This is a genomic window from Myxococcus sp. XM-1-1-1 (assembly GCF_020037095.1).
Classification (GTDB): Bacteria; Myxococcota; Myxococcia; order Myxococcales; family Myxococcaceae; genus Myxococcus; species Myxococcus fulvus.
Window position 1 is genome coordinate 163,704 of the sequence record NZ_JAIQDH010000011.1, and the last position, 15,307, is coordinate 179,010.

Annotated in this window: 14 protein-coding genes and 1 pseudogene; 6 read left to right on the forward strand and 9 right to left on the reverse strand. The window is 68.6% G+C overall.

Annotated elements, in window-relative coordinates; all coding sequences use genetic code 11:
• Nucleotides 1–104: 104 nt before the first annotated feature.
• Nucleotides 105–1,130: a DUF3592 domain-containing protein gene (locus K8640_RS22375; RefSeq protein ID WP_223748876.1), complete on the reverse strand. Its 1,026-nt coding sequence runs from the start codon at nt 1,128–1,130 to the stop codon at nt 105–107.
• A 184-nt stretch (nt 1,131–1,314) separates the two neighbouring features.
• On the opposite strand from K8640_RS22375, the gene K8640_RS22380 reads away from it, so the two are divergent.
• From K8640_RS22380 to K8640_RS22390, 3 genes are all read left to right on the forward strand, one after another.
• Nucleotides 1,315–1,701: a hypothetical protein gene (locus tag K8640_RS22380; protein ID WP_223748877.1), complete on the forward strand. Its 387-nt coding sequence runs from the start codon at nt 1,315–1,317 to the stop codon at nt 1,699–1,701.
• A 163-nt stretch (nt 1,702–1,864) separates the two neighbouring features.
• Nucleotides 1,865–3,082, forward strand: a complete 1,218-nt coding sequence (locus tag K8640_RS22385) for an SGNH/GDSL hydrolase family protein (RefSeq protein ID WP_223748878.1) — start codon at nt 1,865–1,867, stop codon at nt 3,080–3,082.
• A gap of 191 nt (nt 3,083–3,273) precedes the next feature.
• Nucleotides 3,274–4,497, forward strand: a complete 1,224-nt coding sequence (locus K8640_RS22390; protein ID WP_223748879.1) for a lipase family protein — start codon at nt 3,274–3,276, stop codon at nt 4,495–4,497.
• Nucleotides 4,498–4,764: 267 nt separating this feature from the next.
• On the opposite strand, the gene K8640_RS22395 is transcribed toward K8640_RS22390, so the two are convergent.
• The 4 genes and pseudogenes from K8640_RS22395 to K8640_RS43195 all read right to left on the reverse strand — a co-directional run.
• A complete protein-coding gene (locus K8640_RS22395) occupies nt 4,765–5,340 on the reverse strand; it encodes a hypothetical protein (protein WP_223748880.1) in 576 nt (191 codons plus the stop codon).
• A gap of 281 nt (nt 5,341–5,621) precedes the next feature.
• Nucleotides 5,622–6,674 (reverse strand): fatty acid desaturase, encoded by a 1,053-nt coding sequence (locus K8640_RS22400; protein WP_223748881.1) that lies wholly within the window; start codon nt 6,672–6,674, stop codon nt 5,622–5,624.
• A 245-nt stretch (nt 6,675–6,919) separates the two neighbouring features.
• Nucleotides 6,920–7,408 carry a hypothetical protein gene (locus K8640_RS22405; RefSeq protein WP_223748882.1) on the reverse strand — a complete coding sequence of 163 codons (489 nt, stop codon included), beginning with the start codon at nt 7,406–7,408 and terminating at the stop codon, nt 6,920–6,922.
• A 303-nt stretch (nt 7,409–7,711) separates the two neighbouring features.
• Nucleotides 7,712–7,894: pseudogene (locus K8640_RS43195) on the reverse strand (NAD(P)-binding domain-containing protein); the annotation flags it as partial.
• A gap of 109 nt (nt 7,895–8,003) precedes the next feature.
• Between K8640_RS43195 and K8640_RS22415 the strand changes: the two are divergent.
• Nucleotides 8,004–8,342 (forward strand): helix-turn-helix domain-containing protein, encoded by a 339-nt coding sequence (locus K8640_RS22415; RefSeq protein WP_223748884.1) that lies wholly within the window; start codon nt 8,004–8,006, stop codon nt 8,340–8,342.
• Between the two features lie 77 nt (nt 8,343–8,419).
• Entirely contained in the window at nt 8,420–8,854 is a 435-nt protein-coding gene (locus K8640_RS22420; RefSeq protein WP_223748885.1) for a RidA family protein, read from the forward strand.
• 98 nt (nt 8,855–8,952) lie between these two features.
• Here K8640_RS22420 and K8640_RS22425 read toward each other — a convergent pair whose 3' ends face one another.
• Together K8640_RS22425 and K8640_RS22430 are read right to left on the reverse strand one after the other, a co-directional pair.
• Nucleotides 8,953–9,585: a hypothetical protein gene (locus tag K8640_RS22425; RefSeq protein ID WP_223748886.1), complete on the reverse strand. Its 633-nt coding sequence runs from the start codon at nt 9,583–9,585 to the stop codon at nt 8,953–8,955.
• Nucleotides 9,582–11,051 (reverse strand): S41 family peptidase, encoded by a 1,470-nt coding sequence (locus K8640_RS22430; protein ID WP_223748887.1) that lies wholly within the window; start codon nt 11,049–11,051, stop codon nt 9,582–9,584. Before K8640_RS22430 ends, K8640_RS22425 begins: the two co-directional genes overlap by 4 nt.
• A 168-nt stretch (nt 11,052–11,219) precedes the next feature.
• Between K8640_RS22430 and K8640_RS22435 the strand changes: the two genes are divergently transcribed.
• Nucleotides 11,220–13,577 carry a hypothetical protein gene (locus tag K8640_RS22435; RefSeq protein WP_223748888.1) on the forward strand — a complete coding sequence of 786 codons (2,358 nt, stop codon included), beginning with the start codon at nt 11,220–11,222 and terminating at the stop codon, nt 13,575–13,577.
• A 105-nt stretch (nt 13,578–13,682) separates the two neighbouring features.
• Here K8640_RS22435 and K8640_RS22440 read toward each other — a convergent pair whose 3' ends face one another.
• Together K8640_RS22440 and K8640_RS22445 are read right to left on the reverse strand one after the other, a co-directional pair.
• Nucleotides 13,683–14,825 (reverse strand): family 16 glycosylhydrolase, encoded by a 1,143-nt coding sequence (locus tag K8640_RS22440; RefSeq protein ID WP_223748889.1) that lies wholly within the window; start codon nt 14,823–14,825, stop codon nt 13,683–13,685.
• 34 nt (nt 14,826–14,859) lie between these two features.
• Nucleotides 14,860–15,222 (reverse strand): hypothetical protein, encoded by a 363-nt coding sequence (locus K8640_RS22445; protein WP_223748890.1) that lies wholly within the window; start codon nt 15,220–15,222, stop codon nt 14,860–14,862.
• Nucleotides 15,223–15,307: the final 85 nt, after the last annotated feature.

Genomic DNA, 15,307 nt, shown 5'->3' on the forward strand with positions numbered 1-15,307 from the left:
CGGCCCACAGCGTGCGCTCGCCGCTCCTGCCCGGCGCGATGGATGGGGCGGGCGAGCCTCCGTGCACGCGCCCGCCGCGTCCCGGTGGCCCGATGCGCCTCGGGTCAGGCCGAGCGCAGCGCCTGGAGCGCGACCTCCCTCACCTGGAGGTCCTTTCTCAGCCACCGCGCCAGCGCCTCCGCCTGCTCCTGTCGGGTATGGCCGCACACGGCTTCCTGTCGCGCCGTGCCGTCGGCGGTGGCGACTTCGAGCGTGACGCGGTAGCGCGTCTTGTTCTTCGCGGACACCTGGGACTCGACACGCAGCGACAGCACGTCGTTCCACCGGACGTCGAGCCGCGCCTTGCGTCCCGGGATGGGCGGCAGCGAGAGCCTCCGCTCCCGGCGGTGGAGGCGGACCTCGTAGTGGCCGGCCTTCTTCCGGGCGTGGAGGTAGCGCCCGACGAGCAGTCCGCACGCGAAGACGACGACCCAGGCCGCCACGCCCGCGGCCAGGGGCGGGTTGACGCCCGCGAGGGTGCTCGTGAGCACGACGCAGAGCAGGGCGGAGGTCGCCATGGTGATGGCCGCCGAGGTGGCCGTGTCGGGTGCGTCGAGCACCACGCACTCGCTGCCGTCCTCCCGTGTGAAGGGGGACAGCAGCGGCGACTCCGGCTTGAAGGACCCCACCACCAGCTTCAGCAGCCAGAGCGCCACCAGGTTGAAGGGAAGCAGTATCAGGAGCACGACCAGCTCCGTGCCCCCGAGACCCGCCTGGAGGACCGCCTCCGAGGGGTCGCCCGGCGCGTGGTGCACGGTGACGAGAGCCCCGACGGGGTACCGGGCGACCAGCGCCTGGGCCTCCTCGAGGTCCCCCGAGCGCGAGGTCATGATGCGGTACTTGTGGCCCTCGTGCCGTCGTCCGTCGACGGAGTACGTGTAGGTCAGCTCGAGGCCGTGCGTGGTGCTCTTGTTGCCGCGGACCGAGCGCACCTCGCTCGCGGTGATGGTGCCCTGCGCGGTGGGCCAGCTCGCGGACTGGGCCTGACGCCTCACGCTGGAGCCCGCCATGTAGTCGGCGAACCCGGTGATGGCCCACCACGGCAACGCGAACACGAGCAGCACGACGGAGGAGCCCACGCGAGCAAGCATGGCGCGAGTCTACTGGAGTCCTCCGGAATCAACGAAGCAGGGGGAGGCCGGCCGCCCGCGTCCGGCGACGTCTGGCGGCGGATTCCGACCGCTGGTCGGGAGCGTCGCCGCCGTGCTCGTGCAGAGGTGCCACCTTGTCAGGGCTTCACGCCGTGCTCATCGCCCGTCGAACCGGAGCCCCTCCATGTCCATCTCGATTCCCCGAACCTCGTACCGCGCCGCCGTCGGCCTCTCGCTCTTCGCCGTGTCCTGCCTCGTCTGGCTGAGCCTCGGTGTCGGCATCATCGGCTCTGACGGTGCGCGCGTGAACCTGCTCCATGGTGGGGTGGTGCTCATCGGCGTGGCCGGTTGCTTCATCACCCGGCTGCGCGCGGCCGGCATGGCGCGGACGCTGGTCGCGATGGCCGTCACCCAGGCCGTCATCGGCCTCGTCGCGGTGCTCGCGGGCTGGGGCTTGCCGTGGAGTCCTCCGGCCGAGGTGCTGGGGCTCACCGCGGGCTTCGTCTCGCTGTTCCTGGGGGCTGCCTGGTTGTTCCAGCGCGGCGCGGGTGGTCGCGCCGTGGCCTCGTGAGCACTCGGGGGCGCTTGCCAGGTCGCTCGACGTCGCGTCGCACGTCTGGGAGAGGTCCGGCGTGCGCCTCCAGGCCTGCTGGTGGCGCCAGAGGGTGATGGCCACCCGGCGCGCCGTGCGGTGGGCTCCGCCTGGACGAGAGCCCTGAGCCTCGGGAGGCACCATGTCGCGCCTGTTCAGGAGCCTGTGTCACCTCGGGTGGGCCGTCATGGTGTGGGTCGTGTGCGCGTGTGGCGAGAAGGCGTCGCTCGCCTCGCCGCACTGGCTGCCCGCCTTCACCGCGCCGATGCACCCGTCGGCCTCGGCCACGGTGGGGGATGAGCTCGCCGGACCGAGCTTCCGCGACCAGACGGTGCGCATGTTCGTGCGGCCCACGCTGGCGGGCCCCCGGCTGCGGCTGGTGTTGAGCAACCAGTACGGTACGCAACCCTTGCAGGTCGCGGCGGTTCGCGTCGGGTTGAGGACTCAGGGCGTCTCCATCGACCCCTCGACGGACCGGCAGGTCCGCTTCGCCGGCACGGCGTCCGTCAGCATCCCTCCGGGGAGGACGGCCACCAGCGAGCCCGTGGAGCTCGCGGTCGATGGCCTGCGGGATGTGGCGGTGTCGCTCTACTTCCTGGAGCGCTCGGGGGCCGTGTCCTGGCACCTGGAGGGCACGCGGAGCACCTATGTCTCTGGCCGTGGCGACCACGCTGGGGCCGCGAGCTTCGTGCCCGCGCTCACCACGCGCAGCCTCTACTTCCTCACCGCGCTGCACGTCGACGCCGTGGCGGATGCGTCCCTGGTCGTGGCGTTCGGCGACTCCATCACCGATGGCGTGGGGACCACGGCGGACCAGGAGCGCACCTGGCCCGCGCGCCTGTCGCAACGCCTGAGGGCGCGAGGCGGACGCGCCGTGGGCGTGCTCAACGCGGGGCTGTCGGGCAACCGGCTGTTGGAGGAGGGCTATGGCCCCAGCGGCTTGCGCCGCTTCGAGCGCGACGTGCTGACCCAGCGCGGCGTGAAGGCCGTCATCCTGCTGGAGGGAATCAACGACATCGGCCGCCCGGGGGCGGCATCCGGGGCCGAGCGCATCACCCAGGCCTACGAGCAGCTCATCCAGCGGGCGAGGGCCCGGGGCATGAAGGTGTATGGCGGGACGTTGACGCCGATGAAGGGCCATCCCTACTTCACGGCGGCGAACGAGGCCACGCGCGAGGCGGTGAACCAGTGGATTCGCACGGCGGGCCGGTTCGACGCGGTGATTGACTTCGAGGCCGTGCTGAGGGACCCGGCGGACCCCGACGCGATGCGAGCGACGCTGACGGTGGACGGACTGCACCCCAACGATGCGGGCCACGCGCTCATGGCGGAGGCCGTGGACCTCCACCTGCTCGAGTGATGTGCCAGGGCATGGGAAAGTTCTCCTGTCGACGAATGCCGGACAGGCCTGACACGTCAAGTGCCCGCCCTGACGCGTCAAGTGTCTGGAGGGGGTTCGCAAATGCCTGTGTTTGCATTGGGGCCCGGCTCTGGCGTGCTGGCATGTCTTCTGCTCCGAGGGGCTCACCACCCCCAATGGAGGAATTCCAGATGAAGGTCGTGCAGCCCATCAATCCAGGCGGCAGCTACAACATCATCCAGACGGTCTACCGGCTCTCGCGGTTCTCCGGCCTGGGGGACCAGATCGAGGACACGGCCTCCAACATCGCGCTCGCGCTGGGGCCCATCATCGACGGCGCGTTGACCCAGAATGCGCAGCAATTGGGCGTGTGGACGCGGGTGTGGGGTCCTTGTGTCTATCAAACGGACAAGGACTGCTCGGGGAAGGGCCGCGTGTCGAAGGTGGCCGACAACGTCATGTACGTGGCCTACAACGCGCAAGCGGACTGCTATGTCGTGGCGGTTGCTGGCACCAACGGGAATCGGGACACGACGTACAACTGGTACGACACGGACTGTCTGGACAACAACGTCTCGGTCACCGTGCCCTATCCGATGGGCATCACCCCGACGAACAGCACCAATCCCAGTCGTTCCAACATCGGGAACGTCTCCCAAGGGGCGGCCTGGGGGACCACGAATCTGCTGAACATGCTGGACCCGCGGACGAATCAGTCGCTGCAGACCTTCCTGGGGACGAAGGAGTCGCCCAAGTCGACGCTGGTCTTCACGGGGCACAGCCTGGGAGGCTCGCTCAGTCCGACGTTGGCTCGCTGGCTCTATCCGAGCATCTTCGATGTGAAGCGTTGGAACGACGTCTTCGTGCTGCCGACGGCCGCGCCGACGACGGGAGACCAGGGCTTCGTCAACTACTTCAGCGGGCTCTTCGTTCCGACGTACATCACCGGCATCGCGAATTATGGCTACTGGAACCAGGTCATCACGAACGTGTACGACGTGGTGCCGCATGGCTGGACCAACCTGATGAACGTCCAGCCGCACAGCGTGCAGAATGACGTCGTGTGGGATTACGTCAAGAACCAGTCCATCCAGACGCTCTACGGCCCCCTCACCGGTGTCTTCGGGCTCGACGCCAACCTCGCCTATGGGACCATCCACCCGCTGTACGAGCGGGTCCCGGACCCGAATCCCTACGTCAGGCTGCCTTCGCAGTTCTTCATGCCGTCGCCGCTGCCCGCCCAGCCGGCGGACTTCGCGGACTTCATGACGACGGTGGGGCAGCAGCACATCGACGCCTATGATGCCTTCTTCGGGGTGCCCGCCACCGTGGCCAGGCCGAAGGTGAGCCTCCTGAGCGCTTCACCCGGCGCGGGGACGAAGGAGGGCTCCGCAGCGGTGCGGAACATCGCCTGAGGTCGAGAAGGCGAGCGGCCCCCGTCGGTCAATCGGCGGGGGCCTGCTTCGAAAGCAGCGGCGCCAGCACCGCCACGCTGCGCGGCCCCAGGTCTCCACGATGACGAGCATTCGCATGAGCGGGATGTGGCCCGGTCAAGGGGGGGGCGGTTGCCGTGGAGCTGGCTCGCGAGGGTGGGGACGTCCCGCGGGAGGGGGCGTAGCGACGCAGCGGCTGTCACGCTCACCGTGCCCACGGGACAGGTGACCACGGGCAACCACCTGGAGTCAGAGCACTTGAACGAGGCTCAGGGACAGGAGCCCGTTGAGCGAGGACAGCCCTTCGGGCGAATCACAGGCCGCGAGGTCCGTGGAGACGAAAGTCGCGGTTCGTACCGAGGTGGCGCCCTCGAACTTCCCCGACAGGACGGTGCCGGTCTCCTCCGCGATGGCCACGGCCGGCTCGGAAGCCACCCGCACCTGCGTGCTGCGCAGGGTCGAGGTCTCGCCTGTATTCCAGGTCAGCGACAGCGTGGTGGAAGGCGTCTTGAGGAGGTTCGCGCAGGAGAGGCCCGGCTCGTTGAGCTGTCTCCAAGCGGTCGCCGAGGTCACCGGCGAGCCCAGGAGCGTGACGCAGTTGCTCAGGACGCCCGTCGAGGTGGTGACGACGTCCTGGGGTGTCCGTCGCAGCGGCGGGTCGAACGTCACCGTCACGGAGCCCACCGGACAGGTGACGAGCGTCGACAGGCCCTGCTCGACGGAGGCGGGCACCTCGCCCTCCGCGGAGCCGCCCTGATGCTCACCGCAGCCCACGTACAGCATCCCGGTCGAAACCACCGCAACGAGCCAGCCAGGCTTGACCATCGAGACCTCCAGAGTGGTTGCTCCACGAGGCTAGCGGCGCGCCCGACTCAGCGTCTCCGAAGCGGTCCGCGGCAGCGTTCGTCGCCTGACGCTGGCCCTGTACGATGGTCCCATCTTCCCTGCATGGAGCAGCTGCTCCACCCCCCCCTCGCTCACCTCCTCCTCGCCTGCTCGAGGCACCAGGGGCGAAGGGCGACGCCCAGCGCTCTGTCAGCCCATCTCCACGCAGGGTGGACCCCAGGCGCGCCGTCCGAGGCCGTCCGAGAATCACGAACTCGGGTTCATCCGGCCACCGCGACGGCCTTGGCCTTCTGTTCCTCCAGCCAGGGGAGGTAGTGGCGCGCCATGAACTCCGGCTTGAAGTCGCGGTAGCTGCTGATGGCGCCGAGCCAGTGCGCGCCGCGGATGCACTGCCAGGCGGGGTCGAACTGGTACGGCAGGAAGCCCGCGCGCGCGCCTTGCGGATAGAGGTGGTGGTTGTTGTGCCACTCCCCGGTGATGAGGCCCGGCCAGCGCTGGTTGATGGACTGGTCGCGCCGGTTGAAGTCCACCCCGTCACGCCGACGGTCCTTCCCACCCCCGTGCCCGTCATAGTTGAACGTCCGCACGCCCACGACCCACACCCCGGACCAGCCGAAGAGCGCCAACGCCAGCGCGTGCCCGCCGAGCAGGAAGAACACGCCGTACCAGACTGCCCAGTTCGCCAGGAAGTGCGCCACCGTCCAGGCCGGGTGACAGAGTGAACCCCACTTCTGGTACTGCGCATGGCTGTTGAGGTGCACCCCCGTGTGCTCCATCAGCTTGCACAGCTGCGCGTAATCCCTGGCGTTCAAGTCCTTGCGGATACCCTGATGATTCGCGTCCGCCAGGAAGCAGTAGAGCCAGCCGGCCTTCGCGTTGTAGGGGTCGCCTGGCTGCTCCGACCTGGCGTGGTGCACGTGGTGGGAGATGACATAGGCCTCCTCCGAGATGGTCTTCACCACCAGGTTGCGGCACAGCTCCCGGAAGAAGGCGTTCTTGAACTTGAACGCACGGTGCGTGGCATAGCGGTGGAACCAGATGGTGCCGTGGGTGCCCAACACCACCATGCTGTAGACGAAGCCCGCCAGCAGCAGCCACACGCTGAAGTGATGGGTGAAGAAGAGCGCCAGCGGGATGCCGAACCCCAACGTCGTGGCCCACCCCGTCAGGGCCAGCCAGTTCTTACGGGTTCGTAGAATGTTCAGTCGGGAGAAGAACTCCGAGAGGATTTCCCGGTGGGTGGGCACATGGAGCGCGCCGTTCTTTTCGTAGCCGTAACTCGGAGGGTCGAGGATGCGATCCAGAAATGACATGAAATCCTGAGCAGGCTGCCGGACGCGTGGGAAAGCGTGAGTGTCTCATGAAACTCCGGCGGTCGTGCCAGGTGTCACCCGATATTTGATTTCGAGGGGGCAGGCGCGAGCGTCGCGAGGGAGGAGACGCGCTCCCCGGCCTCGTGAAACGTGCCGGGGGGCCCTCCTCATCCTGCCGGTCCGCGATGACTCAGCCTCTTGCCTGGCACGCGGCTGTCAGCGAGGGGTGGCCTCACCGGCTGCCCTCAATCTGGCCCGCGGCGCCTGCCTGCAGGTCCGCGTGCCACGCCAGCACAACGTTGCGTCCGCACGGTGCGCCGGTCGTCGGACACCGCCTGGCGCGTCCGGTACAAGACCTTGAACAGGGCGGCATGCTGCTCGGCGCCAGGCCCCGCGTCGATGGCCTGGCGGAGGATGCAGGCGACGAAGCGGGGCACCGCATCGCTGATGCCATCTTCCTGAGACAGCTGCACCAGCCGGGGGATGTCGTTGCCCGCCGTCTCCAGCGTGCTCTCGGGGTTGGCGTAGCCCGCGGTCTGGAGCTCCTTCGCCATGTGGCGGGCGTCCTGACCCAGAGCGGGAGCGAGCGCGTGCAGAGTCACGCCGAAGGCCGTCGCGTCCAGCTCCTCGGCGCGGCAGACGCGCGCGCCATGGGCAACGCCCATCCAGTGCGTGGCCAGATACGTCAGCACCGCCGAGAACATCGCGCAGGCGGCGCCTATCGCCTCGCCCATGTGAGCGTGCCGCCCAGGGCACGCAGGACGCCCTCATGTCGGCGCAGCACCTCGCGGGGGCCCGAGAGCACGATGGCGCCGTCCTCGGTGCCAGCCTGTCGAGGCAGGCGAGGACTGCCCCGCGGAGCAGGTCGATGTCCCGTCCGCGCGCCCAGGTCTCCAGGTCGCGAGCCACCTGCGGTGTGCTGGAGCTGAGCTGCACGAACGTGCGCCCCGACAAGGCCGAGGTCACCTCCGGCACCTCGAGGATGGCGCGAGTGGAGGGATGGTCGGACACGCACACCACCACCAGCGGGCTGGCCTCTACCGCCGCCGCCGCGCTGGGGCCACCACGGCCCCGGCTTGTCGCAGAAGCTCGGCGCGGCTCGCGGTGCGGTTCCAGACCGTCACCCGATGCCCGGCCCGGAGAAAGGCTCCCGCGAGAGCCGAGCCCAGCTTGCCCAGCCCGATGACCGTCACGTCGCCGCGTGGATTGCTCATGTTGGCTGTCCCCGGGGGCGCTACTTTGGATGCGTGCGTCTGTTATTTGGATGAATCGCGGCGCGGCACAAGTCCTTACAGAATTGTAAGTGCCGGACGAGGAGGAGACGGGAACATGGTGAGGAGGCAATCGGCCGCGGACTGCGACCTCGGTGTGGCGCGGGCCTTCATCGGAGGCAGGTGGAAGTCGGCCATCCTGTGCGAGCTGTACGCAGGGCCAGTGCGCTCCGGCGAGCTGCGACGTCGGGTGCGCGGCGTCAGCGAGAAGGTCCTGTTCGAGCAGCTCCGGGAGCTGGAGGCCGCTGGCGTCGTCGGCCGCGCGGTGTTCGACGAGGTGCCGCCCAAGGAGGAGTATTCGCTCACGCCCACGGGCCTCGCGCTCGCCCAGGCCGCCCACCCCCTGGTGGAGTGGGGATTGCGTCACGCGGCCCAGGTATCGGCCGAGCCGCACTGAGGACGCCTCCGGTCCGATTCGATTGAAGGCGGGAGTGCCGGCCCGCATATTGGGGGCCGACTCCACACAGGTGAATCATGGGACAGAGCACTGAATCCTCGAAGACTCCTCCGTTGGTCCTGACGAATCCGAAGGGGCTGTTCGACCCGGCGCCCTACGGCTTCTCGCACGTGGCGCAGGTGGCGGCCGGAACCCGGCTCATCTATCTGGCGGGGCAGGGCGGCGAGCGTGAGAGCGGCGCGCTGGAGCCTGACTTCCGCCTCCAGGTGAGGCAGGCGCTCCAGAATGTCCGCACGGCGCTGGCGTCGGTGGGAGCGGGCGTCGGCGACGTCGCCAAGCTCACGATGCTCGTGGTGGACCACACGGAGGAGAAGCTCCGCATCATCGGCCCCGAGCTGGACGCGGCCTGGGGGGATGGAATGAAGCCGACCTGTACGCTGATGCCCGTGCCCCGGCTGGCGCTGGACGGGATGCTCTTCGAGGTGGAGGCGGTCGCCGTCCTTCGGACCTGAGGAGCCGACGCTCCGGCTCGGGAGGCCCTCGTGCGAGGCCGGCCTTCGTCGTCACGCTTGCCGATGGAGGGGTGTCTCCACGGGCTCTCCTCGGTGACTCAGGGCCAGGGTTTGACGGGCGCGGCGAGAATCCGCCCGAGGGCTTCGTCCCGGGCGGCGTCATCGTCTTCCGTCAGTGCGCGCAGGAGCGTCAGTCGCTCATCCTGGCGCGCCAGGTCGTAGGCCCACAGGCCATGTCGCGTCATCAGCATCTCGGCGGCGTCGAGCAGCATCGACTCCCGAGGCCGCGTGCGGATGAGCCGCGCCAGACGCGCGCTGGCATCGCTCGATGGCGAGGCCCGGCGCAGCCCTTCCGTCGCGATGCCCTTGGCCCACTGGTCCTGGCTTCGCGCCACGGTGTCCTCGAGCAGGTCCAGGGCCAGCGGTTCGCCCGTGAGCACGCCGAGCGCTGATGCGACCTCCAGGTCGAAGTACTCGCGCCTCGCTCCGGGCTTCCACGGCAGCGGGAGTGCTTCACGCAACAGTGTGACGGTGGCTGGTGTCGGGGCCAGGAGGGCCAGCGCCACGGGGGCCCGTTCCTCCCGCTCGGAGAGCAGCCGCGTCAACGTGGCGAGCACCTGGAGGTGCTCTTCCGGCGTGAGGTGTCGAAGGTTGCCCAGCGAGAACCCATCGGCACGCTCCCGTCCCTGGGCATCGACCTCCCGTAGGAACAACTCGTAGGCCGCCGTCATTCGCGAGCGCCTCCAGGGACTGCGTTCCGTCGACCCGAGGCCACGTCCACCACCGACAGCACGGCCCTGGCGTGGCCCTCGTGCAGGTCGTCTTCGGGGAAGACCTCCAGTTCCTGCTGGGGAGGGATGCCGCGTGCCTCGAACAGCTGCCCCTTCGGGTCGAGATAGCGCTCGTTGGAGAGCTCCACGCTCCATCCATTCGGGAGCGGCTTGACGAGCACGTCGGAGAGGGCGCCTCGGGTGGTGGTGCCCACGTGGGTGACATTCGGCAGCGCGCGCATGGCGAGGGTGAAGACTTCCCCGGCGCTCACGGTGATGTCGCTCGTCACCAGGTAGACAGGACCGGTGTAGCGCGGTCCGGAGGCGGGCTCGACGTGGAAGGCCTGGGGAGGCACGTCGGAGTTGAAGGGGACCTTGGTGTAGGCGAGCCGCCGGGTGTCGGTGAAGCGCGCGGCGATGGCTCGGGAGATGACGTCATGTCCGCCCCGGTTGTTGCTCACGTCGACGATGACGGCCCGTGCGCCCTGGAAGGATTGCAGCGCCGTGTCGAGCGCCTCGTCGAGGACCCGGAGTTCCTCGCGCGGCGGGACATCGTCCTCGTCGACATAGCCCCCCATCGTCACCACGTTGAGGTAGCCGACGTCGCCCACGAGCCCATGGAAGATGCGCTTGTTCGCCACGTGGTGGCCCGCGCCCTTCAGCACCGTCTGGAGGATGCCGTCGCGGTAGGCGGCGAGCCAGGCGCGCTGGGCGTCCCGGGATGACTGTCCCGCCTTGCTCCCCTCGGCGTCCACGCGCTCCAGCGTCCGGGCCTCTCCCTCTGCGTGGCCGAGTGTCTCCCCATCCACCTCGGCGGCGATGCGGGTATGCGCGTCCCCGAGTCCCGTCGTCAGCGCCTGGAAGACTCCGAACAACGCACGGGGCTTTGTCGCGTCGGTGACCCTGGGGCGGAGCGCGGCGACACGGGCGCTGAAGTCCACGTGGCGCTCCGCGAAGAAGGCGTAGTGCTCCGTGAAGGTCGCGGCGAAGAGCTCGAACAGCCGCGGTGGCGTCCACTCGGTGTTCGCCGAGCACTCCGGGGGCAGGGCGGGGAGCCGCTCGAAGAGGTACCGCGTGTCGCCGGGGACGGCGCTGAGGGACAGGCTGTCGGGAGCCGAATCGGGCATCACGTGGACGAAGCCCGACAGCGCTCCGGGTTCTTCGCCGGGCTGCGGGTAGCAGCCGGCGGCTGTCGCATGGTGCAGCTTCAGGTCCTTCGCGGAGACGGTCAGGACGTGCCCATGGCCGCGCGAGCGCCAGACCCCCCGGGCTGCCTCCGCGGTGACGCCGTCCTGGACGAGGAGCACGGGCTCCGCCGAGGTGGAACGGACGCGCGAAGGGGAGGTGGCGCAGCCTGGAAGGCCCGCGACGAGCAGGAGGAAGACGGTGGATTTCACGAGGTGAGGGCGCACGAGGGTGCGGCCCACGCTAGACCAACTCCCGCCCGGGGATGCGCGTGTGGCCAGGGGCCTGGTCGTCTGCTGGCCCAGGTGGGAGTCCGTGGGTCTCCCACCTCGCGTTCAGTTCCCGCCAGCCTTCAGGACGCTTCCACTATGCCGGGGCTCCCCCGGCCTCGCTGTAGTAGGTTGGTGTGAATGGTACGTACTTCTGTGCTGGTGTTGATGGGGTTGTGCATCCTCGCCTCCGCCGAGGCCTTCGCCGCGCCTCCGGAGCCCGGCGCCGCGAAGTCCATCGCGGAGGCCACGAAGAAGGTGGAGTCGGCTCGCGCGGCGCTCGCGACGGCCGTCCAGAAAATCGAGGTGGAGCCGCCGCGCAACGCGGACCTCGACGCCGCCGTCGTGGCGGTGGAGGCGCTGAAGGACGCGCTCAACGCGGGGGCGAGCTTCGAGACGGAGGACCTGGAGTACGCCAAGCTCGTCCTCGCCGCGCGCAAGCAGCTGCGCACGCAGCGTGAGTACGTGGACGAGCGCCGCGCCAAGGTCCACATCCACGAGTTCCGCCGCCGCATCGACGGCGCGCTCGCGCCCCTGAACGAGCGGATGGCGAAGCTCGTGAAGGAGGACTCCGGCTCCAAGGGCATGGACGAGGCGCGCGCCGCGGTGGATGGGCTCAAGAAGCTGGCGGAGGAGGGGCGGCCCTTGAAGAGCCAGGACCCGAAGTTCGCCCAGTACCTCACCGAGGTCGACGCGACCATCGCCCGCCACGAGAAGACGCTCGACGAGCGGTGGCTGCAGCAGTCGGCGCAGAAGCAGCGCGGGCTGTTGGACGAGAGCCGCAAGTCGCTGGCGAACGCGCTCGCCGAGGTGAACAAGGCCTGGTCGGACGAGAAGTTCTCCGCGACGGACAAGGCCACGGTGGCCCTGCAGAAGACGCTCGACGAGGGCACGCCGCTGGAGGCGCGTGACAAGGCGTACCGCGTGGAGGCGGACAAGGCCCGCGCGGAGATCACCCAGGCGCGGCGCCGGATGGATGAGCTCGTCGTTCAGGCGGGTGTCTCCCGGGTCAAGGTGGAGCTGGAGCCCGCGCACGAGGAGCTGCGCGCGTCCGCCAAGGCGCTCCGGGCCCGCCGTCCGACGCCCGAGCAGCTCGCCGAGGCGAAGACGGCGGCCTTCGTCGCGCGCAAGCTGGTGGACAAGTACGAGCCCCAGGCGGCGAGGAGCCAGGCCATCGGCCAGTACCTGGGCGAGGTGAAGAACACGCTCGTCGAGGTGGAGGTGGCGCTCCAGGTCCGCACGCTCGACGCGGCCCGTGCCGAGGTGGTCCAGGCCCTGCGCAACGTGGAGAAGCGGGCCGTGACGCCCGAGCAGTTCGAGGAGGCCAAGACGGCGATGGTCGTCCTGGAGAAGACGCTCGAGACGGTGCACGTGAAGAACCCGGCCATCAGCCCCTCGGCGGCGGAGGCGCGGCAGCTGCTCAAGGACGGCCGGGCGACGATGGAGCGGCGCCGGTACGAGGTCGACCTGACGCAGCAGCGGATGAAGGTGGACGAGGCGCGCAAGAACGCGGCGGCGCTCGTGACGCAGATCCAGAAGGAGGCGCCCACCCCGGCGCAGCTGCAGGAGGCGGACAACGCCGTGAAGCAGATTGGCGTGGTGCTGGAGGCGGGGGCCGCCTTCGTGAAGAAGGACCGCGACTACGCCATCTACGCCAAGGAGACGAAGGAGCGCATGGCGGAGCTGGCGGAGCGGATCAACCGCCGGAAGATCGTCCTGTCCGCGGCGGACGCCCGGGCGCAGCTGTCCACGCGACTGGCGCTGACGAAGGAGAAGCTGGAGGCGGCCAAGAGCATCTCCGCGACGGACGGCGACGTGGAGACGGCGTCGAAGGGCGTGGACGAGGTGATGCAGTTCTTCGAGGCGAACGCGGCGCTGGAGCGGCAGGACGCGGGCTACGCGGCGAACGCGGAGCGGGGGCGCGCCGAGTGGCTGAAGCTGGTGGAGGCGCTGGAGTTCGCGAAGCAGGCGAGGGCCTTGCGGCAGCTGACGGGGGAGGCGCTGACCGCCGCCGGCAAGGCGTTCGCGTCGGCCGCGTCCACCAAGGATTTGCGCAAGCGCAAGGAGCTGTACGCGAGCGCGGCGGAGAAGCTCCGGGCCTGCCAGGACGAGGGCGCGAGGATGGTGAAGGAGAACGCGAGCCTCGCTGGGGTGGACGTGCTGGTGGAGGGGATTCCCACCCGGCCGCAGGACGTGATGGCCCAGTGCGCGCAGACGGCGGAGGCGATCCAGGCGCCGCAGAAGAAGGCGGACGTGGAGCTGCGCTTCCAGGAGGGCCAGCGCAAGGCGTATGACACCGCGAAGGCGCTGCTCTCCAAGGGCAAGAAGCCCGAGGCGCTCGCGCAGCTCAACGACTGCATCGCGGAGGGGCGCATCCTGGAGAACGGGTACCCCGACTTCAAGGACCAGAAGTTCGACACCGGCAACGGCAGCATGAGCATGATTGAGCTCATCCAGCTCTGCGCCAAGGAGCGCAAGGCGTTGCAGGCCTCGCACTGAGGCTTGCCCCTTTCGGGGGCTGGAAATACGAGAGGCCCCCGGAAAGACTCCGGGGGCCTCTTCATTTGAGGTCAGCTCGCGGGACGGTGCCTGCGGGTGTGGGGCTTAGCGCGTGGTGCGAGGCCTCGCGCTGCATGCTCCCTTGCTTTGGACTCTTCCTTGCGATGCCTGGCACTCGGGGCTCTCGGGAGGCATTCCTGGACAGCAATCACCGGGGCAGCAAATGGGCCCGGCCCTCTCCGGCTCTGATGCGGGAGTCCATGCCCCTGTGCTGCTGATGACAGGGCACGTCGCGGCCGGCGTCCAGCCTTCCACCTTGTCGATGAAGAAAGTGGAAGGAAGCTGGGTGGTCAAAGGGTCGATCTGGTTGTGAGGCCAGCCCCTGCCCGCTGCCTCGACATTCTGGTTCAAGAGCAGCTGCATCGGCGGGGTGGGGATGTTGACGGTCGAGGAGTACATCGGAACGCCATCGATGCTGATGAGGATGCGGTCCGGGCGCCAATCGAGTTCGTAGACGTGGAAGGCGAGGGAATACGCGAGTGAGGCCGTGTGCTCGTAATCCTTCTGACGGGCAGGCCTGCACTCTGTCTCTCCTGGCAGGATGCTCACCTGGGGGTAGTGGCCAAAGAGCATCTTCTTCGGGTCGAAGCCACAAAGCCCCCCGCCCTCGAAGACGTCGATCTCGCTGCAGTTCGCGCCCGCGAACCAGAATGCCGGAACGATGCCCGGCTGGCCCGACACCTGGGCGGTGATGCGATAACGCCCGTAGCCGAACCACTGCTGGGTGGCGACGCTCCCGGACGAGTACCCGTTGTACCCGGTGGCATCGACCTTTGCGGTGAGCTTCAGCATCCCCGAAGACACCGTGGTATTGCTGGCGCGCCAGTACGAATCGGAGCCGATGGGCTCGTCCAAGACGATCCACTTCGAGGTGTCGAGCCCCTGGGAGAAGTCGTCGTAGAACGAGTGCTGGCCGCAGCAGCCCCCGAGACAGGTCGAGCCCGCGAGGCATGCACCGGCACAGCAAGGCTCGCCAACGCCACCGCAGCTCATGCACTGGCCCTCGACACAGGTCTGGCCCATGGCGCAGCCATTCTGGCAGGAGCCCAGCGGACCAGACTGCTTCGCGGGAACGAAGATGGGGATGTCACCCGTGATGGGAACCCATTTTGTCGGAGCCTGAGCCCAGCCCGGAGAGGCGTAGGTGACGAGCAGGGCGAAGCCCAGCGCGAATCGGATGGAAGCCATTCGATGGGGTGTAGACATTGCTGTCACCCCCGAATTACGGCGAGACATCCAGCACGTAAACGGTGCAGCCCCAGCCCGTGGTGGTGACGGCCTCATCCGTGAAGACGGTCACGACCTTGCCGGCCATGAAGGCCGCCAGCGCCGCCGAGTACATCGCCTTGAGCCCATCCGCCGTCACGCCGCGAACCCCCACGACCACGGCTCCGCGCTTGTTGTTGCTCATGTTGCCGTTGGAGCAGAGGTTGGGCGTGTTCTCGAGCACCAGGCTGAAGTTTCCATTCGCTTCGACCTGGACGCTGTAGATCTTCCCAGACGTCTGGGCTGCCAGCGCGTTGCCAGCGAAAAGGGTGGCGAGCAGGCTCGTAGCGACGATGGCCGAGCGAGACGAAGATTTCATTGTGGACCCCGTGGTGTGTGAGACTTTGGAAGGCTGCCAGTTGTCGGGCAGTCTGTCCACGTCGTTGTTTGTGAAGACTGCCAAT